This window comes from Parapedobacter sp., assembly GCF_035556095.1.
Lineage (GTDB): Bacteria > Bacteroidota > Bacteroidia > Sphingobacteriales > Sphingobacteriaceae > Parapedobacter.
In genome coordinates, this window is the sequence record NZ_DATMFT010000031.1 from 118,955 (window position 1) to 135,631 (window position 16,677).

Annotated in this window: 13 protein-coding genes and 2 tRNA genes; 10 read left to right on the forward strand and 5 right to left on the reverse strand. The window is 47.5% G+C overall.

Annotation, left to right across the window (positions count from 1 at the left end; genetic code table 11):
• Nucleotides 1-158 precede the first annotated feature (158 nt).
• Nucleotides 159-1,250 (reverse strand): SMP-30/gluconolactonase/LRE family protein, encoded by a 1,092-nt coding sequence (locus VNQ80_RS19410; RefSeq protein WP_325641817.1) that lies wholly within the window; start codon nucleotides 1,248-1,250, stop codon nucleotides 159-161.
• A gap of 370 nt (nucleotides 1,251-1,620) precedes the next feature.
• Here VNQ80_RS19410 and thrA point away from each other — a divergent pair, with 370 nt between their 5' ends.
• The 3 genes from thrA to thrC are packed head-to-tail and all read left to right on the forward strand — an operon-like array spanning nucleotide 1,621 to nucleotide 6,347.
• On the forward strand, nucleotides 1,621-4,068 hold the full coding sequence (gene thrA, locus VNQ80_RS19415) for a bifunctional aspartate kinase/homoserine dehydrogenase I (protein WP_325641819.1): 2,448 nt from the start codon (nucleotides 1,621-1,623) through the stop codon (nucleotides 4,066-4,068).
• Between the two features lie 13 nt (nucleotides 4,069-4,081).
• Nucleotides 4,082-5,023, forward strand: a complete 942-nt coding sequence (locus tag VNQ80_RS19420; RefSeq protein ID WP_325641821.1) for a homoserine kinase — start codon at nucleotides 4,082-4,084, stop codon at nucleotides 5,021-5,023.
• A 16-nt stretch (nucleotides 5,024-5,039) separates the two neighbouring features.
• Nucleotides 5,040-6,347 (forward strand): threonine synthase, encoded by a 1,308-nt coding sequence (gene thrC / locus VNQ80_RS19425; protein WP_325641823.1) that lies wholly within the window; start codon nucleotides 5,040-5,042, stop codon nucleotides 6,345-6,347.
• A gap of 1 nt (nucleotide 6,348) precedes the next feature.
• Here thrC and VNQ80_RS19430 read toward each other — a convergent pair whose 3' ends face one another.
• Nucleotides 6,349-6,987 carry a hypothetical protein gene (locus VNQ80_RS19430; protein ID WP_325641825.1) on the reverse strand — a complete coding sequence of 213 codons (639 nt, stop codon included), beginning with the start codon at nucleotides 6,985-6,987 and terminating at the stop codon, nucleotides 6,349-6,351.
• Nucleotides 6,988-7,417: 430 nt separating this feature from the next.
• Between VNQ80_RS19430 and VNQ80_RS19435 the strand changes: the two genes are divergently transcribed.
• From VNQ80_RS19435 to VNQ80_RS19455, 5 genes are all read left to right on the forward strand, one after another.
• The gene (locus VNQ80_RS19435) at nucleotides 7,418-8,434 is read left to right on the forward strand and encodes a sensor histidine kinase (RefSeq protein WP_325641827.1); all 1,017 of its coding nucleotides are present in this window, start codon (nucleotides 7,418-7,420) and stop codon (nucleotides 8,432-8,434) included.
• Nucleotides 8,435-8,450: 16 nt separating this feature from the next.
• Nucleotides 8,451-9,167, forward strand: coding sequence for a LytTR family DNA-binding domain-containing protein (locus tag VNQ80_RS19440; RefSeq protein WP_325641829.1), 717 nt, complete (start codon nucleotides 8,451-8,453; stop codon nucleotides 9,165-9,167).
• Nucleotides 9,168-9,364: 197 nt separating this feature from the next.
• The gene (locus VNQ80_RS19445; RefSeq protein WP_325641831.1) at nucleotides 9,365-10,798 is read left to right on the forward strand and encodes a hypothetical protein; all 1,434 of its coding nucleotides are present in this window, start codon (nucleotides 9,365-9,367) and stop codon (nucleotides 10,796-10,798) included.
• A gap of 42 nt (nucleotides 10,799-10,840) precedes the next feature.
• Complete coding sequence (locus tag VNQ80_RS19450) at nucleotides 10,841-11,239, forward strand: hypothetical protein (protein ID WP_325641833.1); 399 nt, start codon at nucleotides 10,841-10,843, stop codon at nucleotides 11,237-11,239.
• A 215-nt stretch (nucleotides 11,240-11,454) separates the two neighbouring features.
• A tRNA-Pro gene (locus VNQ80_RS19455) sits at nucleotides 11,455-11,528 on the forward strand.
• A 169-nt stretch (nucleotides 11,529-11,697) separates the two neighbouring features.
• On the opposite strand, the gene VNQ80_RS19460 is transcribed toward VNQ80_RS19455, so the two are convergent.
• From VNQ80_RS19460 to VNQ80_RS19470, 3 genes are all read right to left on the reverse strand, one after another.
• Nucleotides 11,698-12,939, reverse strand: a complete 1,242-nt coding sequence (locus VNQ80_RS19460; protein WP_325641835.1) for a hypothetical protein — start codon at nucleotides 12,937-12,939, stop codon at nucleotides 11,698-11,700.
• A gap of 100 nt (nucleotides 12,940-13,039) precedes the next feature.
• On the reverse strand, nucleotides 13,040-13,339 hold the full coding sequence (locus VNQ80_RS19465; RefSeq protein WP_325641837.1) for a transcriptional regulator: 300 nt from the start codon (nucleotides 13,337-13,339) through the stop codon (nucleotides 13,040-13,042).
• 76 nt (nucleotides 13,340-13,415) lie between these two features.
• A complete protein-coding gene (locus tag VNQ80_RS19470) occupies nucleotides 13,416-14,048 on the reverse strand; it encodes a hypothetical protein (protein WP_325641839.1) in 633 nt (210 codons plus the stop codon).
• 107 nt (nucleotides 14,049-14,155) lie between these two features.
• Between VNQ80_RS19470 and VNQ80_RS19475 the strand changes: the two genes are divergently transcribed.
• Both VNQ80_RS19475 and VNQ80_RS19480 read left to right on the forward strand, forming a co-directional pair.
• Nucleotides 14,156-14,232 (forward strand) — tRNA-Pro (locus VNQ80_RS19475).
• 351 nt (nucleotides 14,233-14,583) lie between these two features.
• The coding region (locus VNQ80_RS19480) for a choice-of-anchor Q domain-containing protein (RefSeq protein WP_325641841.1) at nucleotides 14,584-16,677 on the forward strand (2,094 nt) is incomplete at its 3' end.

The following is a 16,677-nucleotide window of genomic DNA, read 5'->3' on the forward strand; positions in this document are numbered from 1 at the left end:
TGCGCATTGGTGGGGTGCCACGTTATGCCAGCCCCGATTGCTAAGTGACGGCAAAGGTAAAAACGCCTGCTTTTTTTGCAAGGATAAACCGCTTGATAATCAGATAATGTAGTGGATTGCCGACAAGCGCACAGCTTGACGGAATACGGCGGAGGTACTTACCGATTTGTCTTTATCCGCAATACTTGCTGATGATTGGTGATATATAGCGTTTTTTCGTCGGCAGATAATGCGACATTGGATGCGGCTTTATCCAGTTTTATTTTGCCCAATACACGGCCTGTGCGATTGAATATCCAAATACCGCCGGGCCCGCTGGCGAACACGGTGCCGTTTTTGGTGATTTTCAGTCCGTCGGGCAATCCAGGTAAGCCTTCACGCTCATCAGTGGCGCTGTAAAACAATGTCGGTATAGTTTGAGCATTATGCAGATCGAGCAAGTACCAGTTGGCCGCATTCGGGTCGGAACTGGCAATCAATAGGGTATGTCCATCGGGGAAGAATGCTATGCCATTGGGTCTGGTGATGCTATCGGTCAATAAAACAACTTCGCCCTTCTGCGTTACCTTATACACGCCATTGTAAGGAATTTCTTTTGTGGGGTCTTCATCGTTTTGTGTTGGCAGCCCGTAGGGCGGATCCGTAAAAAACAGTTCGCCGGACGCGTTGTAAACAGCATCGTTGGGACTGTTGAAACGCATGCCTTCATGATGGCTGGCCAAGGTCGAAAAGGTGGCTGCCGGTTTATCTAACGGCACGTCCATCCGTGCCAGCTGCCGGTCGCCATGCTGGCAAAGTACCAAGTTACCGTCGTTGTCCAGCAATAACCCGTTGCTGCCAGGTTCTTTGCTCTGGCTGGGTTCGGTTCCGGTATAGCCGCTCGGTTGCAGGTATACTTCTGTGTCCCCTTCTTCGGTCCATTTATAAATCGTATTTGCCGGCACATCAGAGAACAATAATAGCTGCTCGGTTTCCACCCACAGCGGCCCCTCGCTCCAATGAAAGCCTTCGGCAATGATTTCAATCGTTGCATTGGTGTCTATGATGGCGTCCATAGCGGGGTCGAGGCGTTCGATACTCCCAGTGGTTTTATAGGCGGATTGGTGGGGTTGCTGGGTATTATTGCAGGCCATCGTCATGATGAGTGCGAATGGAATAAATATAAAATTGATGTGCTTTGCTGCCTGTAGCCATCGAGACTGTTGGTCTGTATGTCTTTGGGGCATGGTTACGTTTGATGTCGTAAACATAGGTTCTTTCCTGTTTGTTTGGCTAAAGGTATTAAATTTTATCGAGGTATTTTCGGAGTTGGCTTTCCGAGCTCGGTTTGTACTTGAATTAGCCCGTCTGAAGCCGCCTTGGTGTCCAAGAAAAGGACGGAATGAGCTAATGGTAAAAAAAGGATATTTTTCTTGCAAATTTCAAAATAAAGGGTTTCCTTTGTCGCGGAAATATCAATACAGTGAACAGAAAAACGACCATTACAACAACGATTACCACCGGGTATAATACGCGGAGGAAGTAAGTTTATGTTGTAGTCGTAACGATAAAAACCATAAAGCGCCTTCCTCGAGTAGAGGAGGGCGTTTTTAGTTTCAACGCGAAGGTATAGGAAATAACATGAAGATACTCAAATTTGGCGGGTCATCCGTAGGTTCTGTAGACAGCATCGCTGCGGTGCTTGAAATCGTAAAAAAGTCTTACGACGCTGGTGAGCGGCCCGTTGTAGTACTCTCGGCCATGGCCGGTATGACCAATCTGCTCACCCAGCTTGCCACCGATGCGGCTGAAGGGAAGGATTTCATCGACGGATTGAAAGAAATGGAATCGCGCCATTTTTCCGTCGTAAAACAGCTTATCGCTGTTAAGCGGCAAAATCCGGTATTTACGAAGCTGAAAATTTACCTGAATGAGTTGGAGGATCTCTTGCAGGGTGTTTATAACCTGCGCGAATTGAGTTTGCAAAGCAAAGATCTGATCGTGAGCTATGGCGAGCGATGCTCGGTTTTGCTGGTCAGCAAAATCGCGGAGCAGTATTTTCCGATGGTAGACTTCGTGGATACTACAAAACTTATCCAAACCGATAGCCATTTCGGTAGCGCACATGTAAACCAATCGCTTTCGGAGCAAGCCATCCAGGCGTACGTGGCCGAAAGCGGACAGAAGCTGCTGTTCTTTACTGGGTTTATCGCAGCCAACGGGCAAGGGCGGGTAACCACGTTGGGGCGGGGTGGGAGCGACTACACCGCGGCCATCGTCGGTTCGGCGCTTGGCGCCGAGGCCATCGAAATCTGGACGGATGTGGATGGAATGTTGACGGCCGATCCGCGTATTGTCAAGAAAGCGTTCTCGCTACCCGTGCTTTCCTACACGGAAGCCATGGAGCTGTCGTATTTTGGGGCGAAGGTCATCTACCCCCCAACGATGATCCCTGCGTTTCTTAAGAAGATTCCCATTGTAATCCGTAATACGTTTAATCCGGAGTTTCCCGGTACTGTCATCCAGTATGACAGTGGGAAAACGTCGCTGCCTATTAAAGGCATCTCGTCCATTCCAGCAATTAGCATTATCAATGTAACGGGTGGCGGCATGGTCGGCCGCACAGGTTTCAGTGGCCGGCTGTTCACACTGTTGGCACGTGAGCAGATCAATGTGGTATTAATTACCCAGTCATCTTCCGAGCATAGCATCACGTTTGCCGTGCATCCTGCGGATGCACAGCGGGCAAAGGCACTGATTGAAGCCGAATTCGAGCTGGAATTACTGGCTAATAAGCTGTCGGAACCCGAAATTGAGGAAAACCTCTCCGTGCTAGCCATTGTGGGCGAAAATATGAAACGGACACCGGGTATGTCGGGTAAGCTATTTCATGCCTTGGGCCGTAACGGCATTAATGTCCGGGCAATTGCCCAAGGCTCGTCGGAATACAATATTTCGGTGATTATCAGTCATGATGACCTCGCAAAGGCATTGAATGCCGTGCATGATGCCTTCTTCGCTAAGCTGAATAAAACATTGCATGTGTTTAATGTAGGCACCGGCAATATTGGTTCAACCCTCTTTCGGCAGATACGCGAGCAGCATAGCTTCTTGCTCGATAATAATGATATCGAAATCAAGGTGGTAGCCATCAGTAATTCGCGTAAGATGCTCTTCAATGGCGACGGTATCGCGCTGGATAGTTGGAAAGAACAGTTACATGAATCGGGCGAACAGGCCGATTTGGATTTGTTCGTATCGCGTATGAAACAGATGAATCTGCCCAACTGTGTGTTTATAGACAATACAGCAAGTGAGTTACCGATTCAGTACTACGAAGGGCTGTTCCAATCGAATATCTCGGTGGTAACCTGCAATAAAATAGCCAATTCGGGTCGTTTCGACCAATACCGGCTGCTCCGGGATACGGCCCGCCGGCACGGCGTTGATTTCTTTTATGAGACCAATGTGGGCGCAGGATTGCCGATCGTTCGGGTACTCCGTGACCTGATGATGAGTGGCGATCGGATTGTCCGTATCGAGGCGATTCTTTCTGGCACCATTTCGTACATCTTCAATAACTTTACCGGAGATGCATCATTTTACGATGTGGTGAAAACAGCCCAAGAGCTCGGCTTTACCGAACCCGATCCGCGCGATGACCTGAAAGGGACCGATTTCATGCGTAAAATGCTGATTTTGGCCCGCGATGCCGGATATGCCCTTGAACCGGAGGAAGTGCAGCTGGGGGGTATCTTGCCCGATTCGTGCATCAATGCGGCTTCAGTAGATGATTTCTATCGCGAATTGAAAGCGGCTGATGTACATTTCGACGCATTGAAGAAAAAGGCACAGGAAGAAAATAAAGTGCTTCGTTATATCGGTACGCTGGAAGATGGCCAGGTGAACATCGCGCTGGAAATGGTAGATGGTGGCCATCCCTTCTTTGCTCTGTCCGGCAGCGATAACATCATTTCGTTTACTACGGAACGGTATAAGGAACGGCCGTTGGTCGTTAAAGGCCCAGGTGCCGGAGCGGAAGTGACCGCAGCTGGTGTGTTTGCGGATTTAGTGAATGTAGGTGCGTAATCAAAGGACATCCATGGAAAAGGAACAGGTACATGTGTTTGCACCGGCTACGGTGGCTAATATGATTTGTGGGTTTGATGTGTTGGGGTTCGCTCTTGACGAGCCCGGTGATGAGGTACGCATCCGGAAGGTCGAAAAGCCCGGGGTTCATCTGGTTGAAATAACAGGTGACGATGGACGTTTGCCCCGCGAAGTAACAAAAAATACGGTAAGTGCCAGCGTACTGACCTATTTGCAACATGTTGGACGGACAGACATTGGTGTAGCGATTGAACTGCATAAGCAAATGCCTATCGGCAGCGGTTTGGGGTCGAGTGCGGCAAGTACCGTGGCAGGGCTCTTCGCCATCAATACGTTACTGGGCAACCTGCTGTCGCGCAAAGAATTGCTGCCCTTTGCAGTGCAGGGCGAGGAACTGGCTTGTGGCCACGGACACGCAGACAACGTGGCTCCTGCATTGATGGGCGGGATTACCTTGATCCGTGGATATGACCCACTTGATGTAGTGAACCTGCCGGCGCCTCCGTCGCTATTCGCTTCAGTAGTGTTCCCGCACGTGGATGTGCCTACGCGCGATGCGCGGCAGATGATCCGAACGAAGGTAGCACTGAGGGAAGCCGTAACCCAGTGGGGAAACATTGCTGGACTGGTGGCAGGACTTTTTAGTGACGATTATGAGCTCATCGGGCGGAGTATGCACGATGTGCTTATTGAGCCCACACGGGCCATCCTAATTCCCGAGTTTTACGAGATGCGCCGGGTGGCCATGGAATCGGGAGCACTTAGCTTCGGTATCTCAGGCTCGGGACCATCTGTCTTTGCGTTTTCGCAAAGTAAAGAAGCGGCCGAGCGCATTACGGCTGCCGTGCAGGAACTCCTCAATCGGCAGGCCATCGATAGCAACGGCTATGTCTCGGCCATCAACACCACGGGACCAAAAGAAATAGGTGATTAAATCGAATCAGACAACCATGCAATTATACAGTACAAACAATACGGATTTACGTGTGCCGTTCAAAGAAGCGGTATTTAATAGTTTGCCGGCAGATAAAGGTTTATACATGCCGGAAACCATTCCGACACTGGATGCATATTTCATCCAGAACCTCTCGCAGTTTACCTTCCAGGATATCGCATTTAAGGTTGCTTCGGCACTGATTGGCGATGCCATCCCAGTAGCTGATTTGCGCCGTATCATCGATGATGCCATTGACTTCGAGGCACCGGTGCGCCCGCTGGAGAGCGGTATGGCCGTTTTGGAACTGTTCCATGGACCCTCACTGGCTTTCAAGGATTTCGGTGCTCGCTTTATGAGCCGCGTGATGGCTGCACTTTCGCAAACGGACGAGCGAGTGCTCGACGTATTAGTGGCAACCTCCGGCGACACCGGCGGAGCAGTAGCGCTGGGTTTTTTGGGTGTACCGGGCACACGGGTGACAATCCTCTACCCGAAGGGTAAGGTGAGTCCTGTGCAGGAATTGCAGCTAACTACCAACGGCCATAATATCCGAGCCATCGAAGTGGACGGCACATTCGACGATTGCCAGGCGCTGGTTAAAGAAGCATTCAATGACCCAGGGCTGAAAGCGGCATTACGGCTTACGTCGGCCAACTCAATCAACATCGCACGGCTTATTCCGCAGACCTTCTATTACTTTTATGCGTATGCCCAACTACAGGCACAGGGCATGCGGGAAGTAGTTTTTTCAGTACCCAGCGGTAATTTCGGTAATATCGGAGCGGGCCTATTGGCTTACAAGATGGGACTACCCGTGACCCATTTTATTGCAGCTACCAACGTGAATGATACCGTGCCGCGCTTTTTGAAGGATGGTCGGTATGAGCCGCGTCCATCGGTGCAGACGTTGGCCAATGCAATGGACGTAGGTAACCCTAGTAATTGGGTGCGTATTATGGATATGTTCAACAACGACAGAGCGTCATTAAAGCGATTGGTTTCGTCGTACACCATCACTGATGCAGAAACACGGGATGCAATCCAAGCGATATTCGACCAGTATGGTTACATTGCCTGTCCCCATACGGCCATTGCTTGGTCAGCGGCTAAGCGCTATCGCGAGGAGTACCCCGGAACATATGCAGCGGTTTTTCTATCTACCGCGCACCCCTGTAAATTTCCCGACGTTTTTCCACAAGAGCTTGTTACGAAGATAACTACCCCAGTGCAAGTGAGCCAGCTGGAAGGTAAGGAAAAGCAGACTATAACACTGGATGTGAACTTCGGAGCATTCAAGGATTATTTGATGACTGGGAGCTAGGTTAATACCCCTCGAATTTCATCCACGCATCTTCGTCGCGACCAAAAAAGAACTGCTTCTGGTGGAGGATTTCCGCCAAAATCTCGATATCATCAGCGATGAGCGCTCCCGGCTGCCGAAGGTGGTTGGGATGATGGATAATAAACACGTTTCCGTTTTTCACTGCTGCCGTTTGCGCCCATTCGGGTTGGGTGAGCAGTACGGGAAATGCAGTTAGTAACCGGGGTATCGGGCTTTCACTGACCACAACGATAACATCGGCGTTTGCTACATCTGCGGATGCGCTGATGGGAATGCCCCCTGCAATTCGTGCAATGGTTTCCAGGTACGTGTCATTGATGAGCTGAACAGGCGAAATGTTGCTCAGAAATAACACGCGTGGTTTATTTTCGTCAGCAATAAACTTTAGCTTATGAATAATAATATTGATGCGCTCTTCGAGGTTTTCGACTAATTGTCGGGCTTTCGGTGCTACCTGAAGTGTGTCGCCTACGGCGTGGATAGCGGTGTAGATGGTATCGGGTGTGTGAGCGCGCACGAGTTCGTCGTACGTCGGCGCCTGCTCCAATAAAGGTAAGCAGGCTGCGTCGATTTCAAGGGCAGTCAATATACTGTGGAGAGATAGGCGGGTACTTTGCATGGATGCAAAGGTACACAAGCAACCCCATTATCGCCACAGCCATACTTTAAAAACATGAACATCAGGTAACGAAATAAACGACGCGTTCAATTGGATGCGCTCTAGGACCACTTCGCTTTTCGGCTGTTTTGCTACTAGTATCAAGCCCACGAAAAATGGAATAACAAGTAATAGAAACGGTGAAATGTTACTGACAAACTTCTTCATCTTCATTATGTTTCAGGGTTAGCGACTCACATCAATTTCTCTTGCACACTACAAATAAACTGATTATCGATTTGCTTCGAAAAAGTTTTAGACCAACGGCAAGATTTTGTAGACCAACCGGATTTTGGCGTTTGTCTGTCGAAATAACGGATTGGCCGATGGAACGGGAGTGTTTGTCGATAACCACCGTAGATATTGGTGACCTAGTCCTATATTTGTAATTATGCTTAAAAACAAGGCAGTTTTAGCTCACGGATTGGTATGGTTGGTGCTGCTGGCCGTATTGTTCCTGGTGAACTCAAGGGAGCGTCCGGCTCATGCATTTATCCTTATCCTACTATACGGCGCGTTGAATGTCTCCATTTTCTATATGCACTATTTCTTAATCAACCCGCTGTTGATCGGTACCGGTCGGTACTGGCGGGCACTCACCTATATGGCCGTTGTCTTGGTGGTGTCTATTGCGGTTAAATACGGAATCGCCCACTATTACGACGATATCATTCTGCAGTACCGCGATAGTGACGGTCAACAGCAAATGCTGACGCCCTTACAGTATATGGTAATGGCATTGATTTCCGGACTGTTTTTTATGCTACTCAGTACCGCGGTGTATGTAGTCTCATCTAATTTCAAGACGCGGGAGGACCGCAAGAGTTTGGAAACGGAGAAACTGAATGCCGAACTGGCTTTCTTGCGATCGCAGATTAATCCCCATTTCCTTTTCAACTCGCTGAATAGTATCTATTCGCTGGCCTATAAGAAATCGGAGAAGACCCCAGAGGCTATCCTCAAGCTATCGGAAATTATGCGGTACATGCTATACGAAAGCAACGAGGATTTGGTGCTGTTGGAGGAAGAGATCAATTACCTCGAAAATTACATCGATTTGCAGAAATTGCGTTTTAAAGAAAAAGTATATGTAGACCTGCATGTTGATATCGATGTCGAGGGGCACCGCATCATGCCGTTGCTGCTGATATCGTTTCTCGAAAACGCATTTAAGCACGGAGTATCAACCGATAAACACAAGCCCATCCGTATCGACATCAGTGTGAAGAACGGGCGGTTGAACTTTAAAGCCGAAAATGCTAAGAACCAGTTAAATAAAGACCAGACAAAAGGCGTAGGAATGACTAACCTCAAGCGGAGACTGCAATTGGGGTATCCGGACCGACATACCATCAACATCGTAGAATCGGAATATTATTACAGTAGTGAACTTTTCATATATTTATAGCCCCAAAGGATAGCCCATGGTACGATGTATTGCTGTAGACGACGAGCCGCTGGCATTAGATATTATCGCTGATTATGTTGCCAAGGTACCTGAACTAACACTGGTAACCAGTACAACAAATGCCATTGATGCACTTGCCTTGGTACAGAATGGCGAGGTGGATTTAGCATTTCTGGATGTACAGATGCCCGAACTAACTGGAATACAATTCCTGAAAATCATCAACGGCAAATGCGATGTGATTCTGACGACGGCCTATCCGCAGTATGCGTTGGATGGATATGAGCTTAATGTGGTGGACTATTTATTGAAGCCAATTGCGTTCGATCGGTTTTACCGCTCTGTACAGAAAGTGTTGAATAACCGCGCCCAACAGACGCTCCAGCCTGTCGCCGCCTCGCTGCCAAGTGATGCAGTGGATTTTATTTTTGTTAAAACGGAGCATAAGATACAGCGCGTGGACCTCGACGACATCCTGTATATCGAAGGGCTCAAAGATTATATATCCATCTACACCGCAGATGAGCGGATCGTGACCCTTCAGAACATGAAGAAGATGGAAGATATTCTGCCCTCCAATCGGTTCATACGTGTACACCGATCGTATATTGTTGCGTTGGATAAGATTGCCAGCATTGAGCGTGGCCGTATCTTTATCGAAGATAAAATCATTCCGGTGGGGGATACCTACCGCGATGGATTTTATAAGCATATTGGTGACAGAAATGGGTGATTCGAGTTTTAAAATCTTATCATCCCTAGCCAATGAGATTGTATTGCTCGGTGGCTGTAAATCAAATCGTAATGCAATCTTGTTTTAGTTTTCTCGCTTTATTTTGCATCCTTCTTCTTGAAAGTGTCGGTTACGCGTCTGAAAGAAAGCCACAAATAGACGGCCCTAATAATTCAGGTATAGCCGGAATCCATGCTATGGGGAACGGACGGTTATGTGTCTATGGACAAGAGGCAAATATTTTGCAGGCTTTTGGTCCGCCGTATTCTGCTCCCGGCATGTTTGAAATGGTCTTGGCAGACGATCTGGATGTTGTGTCGGATCGTATTCCAAAGAGCGCTGTTTGGACACATAAACTCATTCACAAAACAGATGGGAAGCGAGATGTCGCTACCGTTCACCGCGATTTTGTTACGTCACAGCACCATAGCTATATCCGCACTGCTCAAACCAACTCAGAGGTAAACTACCATATCCGAATAAAGCTGGAAGACCGGTACCATCCATTCGGTGAAAAAATCACGGTCAAACAGTGTCCGGCAGATCAATTGCCTGAAGGTGTTAACAAGCTTTTCAATATCATTATCGCGCCTGGCGTACCTTTTTACAGTACCTATAAATCTCCGCGGGGATACCATTATCAACTGCTTGTTACGGGTGCCGCTACACTGGAATTCATCGATGCCGAACACAAAGACATTCGGCTTACCTTTGATGAAGGGGAGGGGAAATTGATGCTTATTGCTGGCACGACAGCTGAGGAGGCCGCTCAATTGACCCAAAAAATACTCAACAGCCCTACCGAGCAACTATATAAGGAAACGCTCCAAGACTGGGAAAAGTTTGCTTCGGCACAAGTTGACGTACCTCAAGGCCCATTGAACAGACGACAACACAGTGATTTGGTGCAGGCGGCAGACGATATCAGTGTACTTATCAAAAGCCAGCAAGCCGATGAGGGAGGTGTACTGGCGGGAATTATCTACCATATGGGGTATGTGCGGGATCAATATGGAGTATCACGGGCACTGCTTGCCTTGGGCCATAATCAGGAAGCGAAAAGGGTACTGAATTTTTATTACGGCGTATGGAAGAAGTTCGGCTTTATAAAAAACGCCCAGTCGATGGGTTATGACGGCTTGTTTCATATCCACGAAAACGATGATGTTGAAATCACTGGTTTCTTGGTGATGCAGGCATTCGATTATTATCAAAAGACCGGTGATATCGAATTTTTACGGGAGATCTTACCGATGCTCCAATGGGCGACTGAAATGCAGCAGAAGCATATCATCGACGGTATGCTCCCCTTCAATGGTGACGAAACTTATATAGCAGGAGGAGTCGTCCCCCGTAAAGTGATGTATCACGGATCGGCTGAATCGACGTTGCTTTTTATCGAGGGGAGTGAGCAACTGCTCAAGTTTGTTAGAACACACGGTCTTTGGGATACAGACAAAATAACCGCGCTTGAGCAGGATGTGATCTCGTGTAAAGCGAATTATCGCGTGAATTTCTTTAGGGATGGGAAGCTTTACATCAACAATCCTGTCCGCGAAGCAAAAGAGAATTTTCCTGCAACCCGCGCAGGTGTGTGTCTTTTTCCGGGCCACCCGGACTATTTTACGTAAACTTATCACTACAAAGGAAGTCTATATTTCTGTGCGGATTGCATGAAAAAAGATCATAGCCAAGTGGAGATGCCTACCGAGGAATATTTCCAGATTCCCTCAGCAAATCTCTTTCCGATTTACATCAATGCTCACCTCTTTACACCGGAGGAGAAAGAACGTATGATGCAAGAGGTAATTGATCTCTACCTAGAGACGGGGCGTCTCTCTAGTTTGAATCGTATCCTCGGCTACGACTATGGTATGTTCCTCTACGCCTTGGCTGAGACCAATCATCCACTTGCGGGTGAAGTCTACGCCAAGATGATGGGTCTGCGCGATGGTGCAGGTGCATGGGTAGAGTACTATATCGACGAAAAGCCGAGCGGCTGCGGATGTCGCCCTTGGGAGAGTGGAATCAACATTGAAGCCGCACTTCGTTATGCAAATACTCACAAATGAGCGGAGTCTGCCTTCCGCAGATTTGGAGATGCGCCTGATCGTAACCGCGGGTTCAGCTGTTATACAAAAGGGGCATTCCCTGGCGTCTGGCACACCGTATTGAACTTTCCGACCGTGGCGATGCACTTAGGTTGGAAACGAAGATAAAAAAGCGTGGGGCAGGGCGCTTTTTATCCGACCTGAATTGAATTTTTTTTTATCTTTGCACTCCCAATCGGGTTGTAGCGTAGCCAGGTATCGCGCCAGCATGGGGTGCTGGAGGTCGTGGGTTCGAATCCCGCCAACCCGACAATTGAACTTGAACCCTTGTGAAAGCGAGGGTTTTGTTGTTTTTAACGCAGGCCAGATTTGCTTGATCCTTCCTTTTTTTTAAATGTCACCCACGCATCGTTTGCTGTGAAGTCAAAAACGAAGTGACCACAATAAGATTTGTAATCCGGCAGTGCCGGATGTACCCATCAAAAACCAAATATCAGTGGGAAAAAAATAGTAACAATGAGCGCCCATAAGCTGTAAATCGGAAGGTATCCTGAAACGACCCCTCGGACGGCAGCAATGGGAGCATTCCTAAAAAGTACCTTGAATAGTTGAACAAGTACCGATAGCAGATTGATCAGTACCAGCAGGTTGGCACCCAGCACGGCTGCCCGGTTAGGCGTTATGCCCCATTCGCTAATCCGGAATAAGATAGCCGAGAGCGCGACCGCGTTTACAACTACCGTCACGACCACTAGCAACGTTAAGACCCAAATCTCTATGCGGTTTTTCGCTGTATATGACGTACCGGCAATTGAAAAAAAGACAATAGCCATTACCCCAACCAGCAAGATGTTGAAAACCACTAAAAAATCTCGGTCGGTATAAGGGTCTTTCCCACCGTAAGCCATCGCTAACAGGTAGATAAGCAACATCACCAAAACAAGCGGACAAAATATCCGGGCGATTACCGGGGAGACTTTGCCTACCAATTGCGGATTGGTTTGGGTTAGGTAGGTCGCTATCAAAGGCGTTACAGCTAGGCCGGTAATTCCAATATATTGAGCGTAGAGATCTTCAATATCAAATCCGATAGCTGAAAATAAGCCAATGGTAATGCCGGTGAGTATGGCACCTGCGATAACGATCAACGCCATCATAACCAATAAATCACCATTATACGTAAGGAATTTTATTCGTTGCTCCCGTTTGTTTGGCGTATTTCCAACGAATGCAAGACCCGTTGCCGACCATAGCACGGGGATGAGGTGAAGGCATGACAATACAACGGTATCACTTGTTGGTATATTGGGGAGCAGGTTGATGAAAACTGCGCAGACCAACATTGCACTTATTGGCAACGCGGTTTTAAGGATAGGCTGTTTATGCTCCCTCGCAAAATACAATGCCAAAAAAGGGAAGACAATGAAACCAATATTTCGGGAATAGAAAAGCGCTTCGTCTATCCCGAATAATGAAGGAAACTGCGCGATAAGGCCGGCGATGGCAGACGCGATGATGACAAAGAGAATTTTCCGTTTTGTGCCCCAATGAATGATTTCGCTGTCATAGTTTAACCGCTCGTTCCAATAATCCGCGACGATGTTGCCGCTAAGTGTCGGGTATAGGGTATTGAAGGCCTGCTTAAATGCCGTGCGGTTTGCCCGATACAGTGTCTCGAGCTTTTTGGGATCGTTGAGATGGGCGTGGATTTCTGTTTTCATGATTTTTCTGGGGTAAAACCTGTTTTTGTTTTTAAATAATTAAAAAGAACTTTGATTTACAAAGTGATAATTTAAAAAAATATAATGCCTATTTGCGTATTCATCGCTGTGATTCAATTAATTGTTGCAGGGCCGTTAAATGGTTGTTGAATGCAGACTGACCTGTCTTTGTTATAAAGTATTGTGTGTTGGGCTTCTTGCCGACGAACGATTTGTTTACACCAATGAACTGCTCCTTTTCCAAAGCCTTGATATGGCTTGCCAGGTTGCCATCGGTGACGTCGAGAAATTCTTTCAGCGCGTTGAAGTCGAGCGTGTCATTCACAGCCAACGCTGACATGATACCCAGCCTCACCCGGCTTTCGAATGCTTTATATAGTCCGTTTATTGCTAATTTCACTTTTCAGCTAATTATTTTCCGCTTTGCTGCTGAGGGCTCGATGTAAATCATGAGTCGCCCTGTGTGTCAATATGATTTATGTTTCGGTTTCGTAACGATAATGGATGTAGATACCATACACAATATGCAATACGCCGAAGCCGATAGCCCAGCAAAGTAACCCGTAGCCGATAAAATACGTGCCGATGAGTCCAAGTGCAATTTCCATCAGTCCCAAAACTTTAACGGCCCCGTAAGTGAAACTGCCGGCACCATAGAGTGCTAAACCATAAAAGATGAGCGAAAAAGGTGCAGCTAAGCCAACTATTCCGTGGGCAAGTAGTGCGAGGATCAACAGCCCTCCCGTAACGAGGGGGACAGCCATGTTGATAACGAGTCGACGGGATGTGGTATTCCAGAGCTTTTCGCCCCGTTTGTGTGATTTGCGCTGCGAAAGAAAGATAGCGGTTCCGACTGCCAACAGCAAAGTACCGAATGCCAAAGACAATATCTGGGGAGGGATAGGTAATGCCATTGAGGCTGCGCCGGTCTGCGGGATTATTTCGCTTGGATTGAAATCGAGCACTGCATACGTCAAATAGGCGGCTGCTAACGCATAGATACCGGCCATAACGCCCGCCCAACCCGAAAGCGATAAGAACTTCGACGTCCGCTCCATCATCGAACGGATTTCGGCGATATCCCCTATATAGTCCTTTTCTTTCTTCATCTGAAAGTACTTTTTTTTTCAAAGTTAAATAAAAAATTGAATATGCAAGGGTGGGGTGATTTTTTTCGTAAGAAAGTGATACTTTTGCACACCATATCGACCAAAAGCGGGATGTAGCGCAGCCCGGTAGCGCGCTTCGTTCGGGACGAAGAGGCCGCAGGTTCGAATCCTGTCATCCCGACCAACTAAAGTGACCCTTGCGAAAGCAGGGGTTTTTCATATAATGGGGTTGTGAAGTAGCTGCACTTAACGTAAGCGAAATACGTTCAAGTAATATTCGATACATCCGGATTAAAAATTACTTGTCGCTTGCGAATGGAATGAACCGCCGACTCAATACGTGTAGATACTTTGTATATACGGATATGGTGCATGTATACGCAGTGTATACAGTGAAAAATAGTTGCCGGATTCCTCTTCCGGTAACTTTGCTCCGATTGTTTTTGATCCACTTTCTTAACGAAAATGGGCCTATGAAATCTATTCGGATATCAAGGCTGACCTTACTCGTATCGGTAAGGGTAATGTTGGCAATATGCGTCGTATTCTATTTACTTTCTTTTTTTCCCTGCAATTATCGGGTGCGCTGCTGCAAGCGCAGACCGTGATATATGTTTCGCCGACTGGTAATGGGGATGGATCTTCTTGGGTGCAAGCCAGTAGTTTAGCTGATGCGGTGGATAATGCTGTCGCAAGTGACGAATTATGGTTAGCACAAGGCGTCTATGAGATTACCGAAACGTTGGCGTCGAATATCTCTTCATTTTCGGCCGGTATCAGTATGTATGGCGGATTTGATGAGACCGAGACAACCTTGAATCAACGAGATTACGAAAATAATGAAACCATACTGGATGGACTTTTTGAGCAACGGATTATATATGCGGATCATGATATTACAGTAGATGGTATTACATTCCAAAACGGATTTGTTGAAGGAGAATATGAAGGAGGTGGGGCTATTTATGGCCGTAGTGGAGTCATTCTTCGGAATTGTGTTTTTCGGGACAATATTTCGGAAGGCAGTCGGGGCGCGGGTGCGGTGTTCGCTTGGGGATCGTTTTCTTCCGAATTACTGATCGACAATTGTTTGTTTGAAAATAACCGAACACAAAGTTATGCAGGTTCTGCCAATGGTGGTGGGGCGATCCACATCTGGATGAATAATACCTTTATTCGAAATTCGACATTTAAGGATAATGCCTCACATAATACTGGCGGAGCAATTTATACGTGGTCTGGTAACACCGTATCGATTGACGTTTGTGTTTTTGAAAATAATGAAAGTGATGGCGCGGGCGGTGCGATTAATACGAGGTCGATACTTAACCTATCAAACACCGTGTTTATCGGGAACAGCAGTGCTGGAACGGGTGGAGCTATTTATAACGGTGAGGAATTAACAGTGAACCGTACTACCTTCACTGACAACGTAGCAAATAGCAATGGAGGCGCGATCCATAATGGACTATCGTCAACAGCAACTGTTGCTAATGCCATATTCAATAATAACCGAGCCGCTAACCAAGGTGGCGCAATCTATAACGCCGCAGGTCTAAGCGTCTCCAATGCCACTTTTGTCGGCAACCAAAATCAAGCGATAGCGTTCATAGACTATACAGGGGCATCTTACTTTTCGCGCATATACAACAATATATTTTATAACAATACATCTTCCGGTGGTCTTTCTCCAGATATTTTTTCAACCAGGACTTGGGATGATTCGTTTGATGTGGATATCAGAAGAAATATCTTACAAGTATCTATCGGTAATCCGAACCACGGCTCTAATAATTTAGTCGGAATAGACCCCGTATTCCAAGGTCTATCCGGCGGCGATTTTAGTCTACAGAGTAACAGTCCTGCTATCGAATACGGAAGGAATACATTTTATACCGCTGTTGCAGGAACCGTACCGGCATCGGACAGTGACTTGGCTGGAAACAATAGATTATTTGGTGACCATATCGACGCGGGAGCTTACGAACATCAATCAACTTCGACATTAACGCCGCCTAGCTGTACTACACTTTCTAGTCCGGCGGATGGCGATACCAATGTTGCCGTTACGTCGCCTATTCAGTGGAATGCTGCGGCTGAAGCCACAGGTTATCGTATTTCCATTGGAACGTCGTCTGGAGCGACCGATATCGAAGATAACTTGGATGTAGGTAATACAACTACATACGCACCGTCTATTGATTTGCCGGAGAATGCGAGTATTTATTTGACGGTTGTTCCGTACAACACCGCAGGGGATGCTGTTGGATGTTCGGAAGAAAGCTTCACCGTGGAAACTTTGGTAACGGTCCCCGGGTGTGCGACAAACATAACGCCTGCCAATAATGCCACGGATGTACCGGTGGATGCTGACATGACGTGGGATGCCGTTGCCGGCGCGGATGGCTATTACGTAATCATCGGCACCGCGCCGGGTGGATCGGATATCGCCGACAACGTCGATGTATCAAGTACGAGCTACAACCCACCAACTGACTTCCCGGAAAACGAGACCATCTATGTCACCGTTGTTCCCTACAACGCAGCTGGCGAAGCCACCGGATGCTCCGAGATCAGCTTCACCACGGAAACCCTGCTTACCGCTCCCGATTGTGCCGTTGTTACCTCA

What these genes read in the sequence shown, in the direction of transcription:
- VNQ80_RS19410 (WP_325641817.1), bottom strand. Translation starts at nt 1,250, where the DNA reads ATGTTTACGACATCAAACGTAACCATGCCCCAAAGACATACAGACCAA.
- thrA (WP_325641819.1), top strand. Translation starts at nt 1,621, where the DNA reads ATGAAGATACTCAAATTTGGCGGGTCATCCGTAGGTTCTGTAGACAGC.
- VNQ80_RS19420 (WP_325641821.1), top strand. Translation starts at nt 4,082, where the DNA reads ATGGAAAAGGAACAGGTACATGTGTTTGCACCGGCTACGGTGGCTAAT.
- thrC (WP_325641823.1), top strand. Translation starts at nt 5,040, where the DNA reads ATGCAATTATACAGTACAAACAATACGGATTTACGTGTGCCGTTCAAA.
- VNQ80_RS19430 (WP_325641825.1), bottom strand. Translation starts at nt 6,987, where the DNA reads ATGCAAAGTACCCGCCTATCTCTCCACAGTATATTGACTGCCCTTGAA.
- VNQ80_RS19435 (WP_325641827.1), top strand. Translation starts at nt 7,418, where the DNA reads ATGCTTAAAAACAAGGCAGTTTTAGCTCACGGATTGGTATGGTTGGTG.
- VNQ80_RS19440 (WP_325641829.1), top strand. Translation starts at nt 8,451, where the DNA reads ATGGTACGATGTATTGCTGTAGACGACGAGCCGCTGGCATTAGATATT.
- VNQ80_RS19445 (WP_325641831.1), top strand. Translation starts at nt 9,365, where the DNA reads ATGGGGAACGGACGGTTATGTGTCTATGGACAAGAGGCAAATATTTTG.
- VNQ80_RS19450 (WP_325641833.1), top strand. Translation starts at nt 10,841, where the DNA reads ATGAAAAAAGATCATAGCCAAGTGGAGATGCCTACCGAGGAATATTTC.
- VNQ80_RS19460 (WP_325641835.1), bottom strand. Translation starts at nt 12,939, where the DNA reads ATGAAAACAGAAATCCACGCCCATCTCAACGATCCCAAAAAGCTCGAG.
- VNQ80_RS19470 (WP_325641839.1), bottom strand. Translation starts at nt 14,048, where the DNA reads ATGAAGAAAGAAAAGGACTATATAGGGGATATCGCCGAAATCCGTTCG.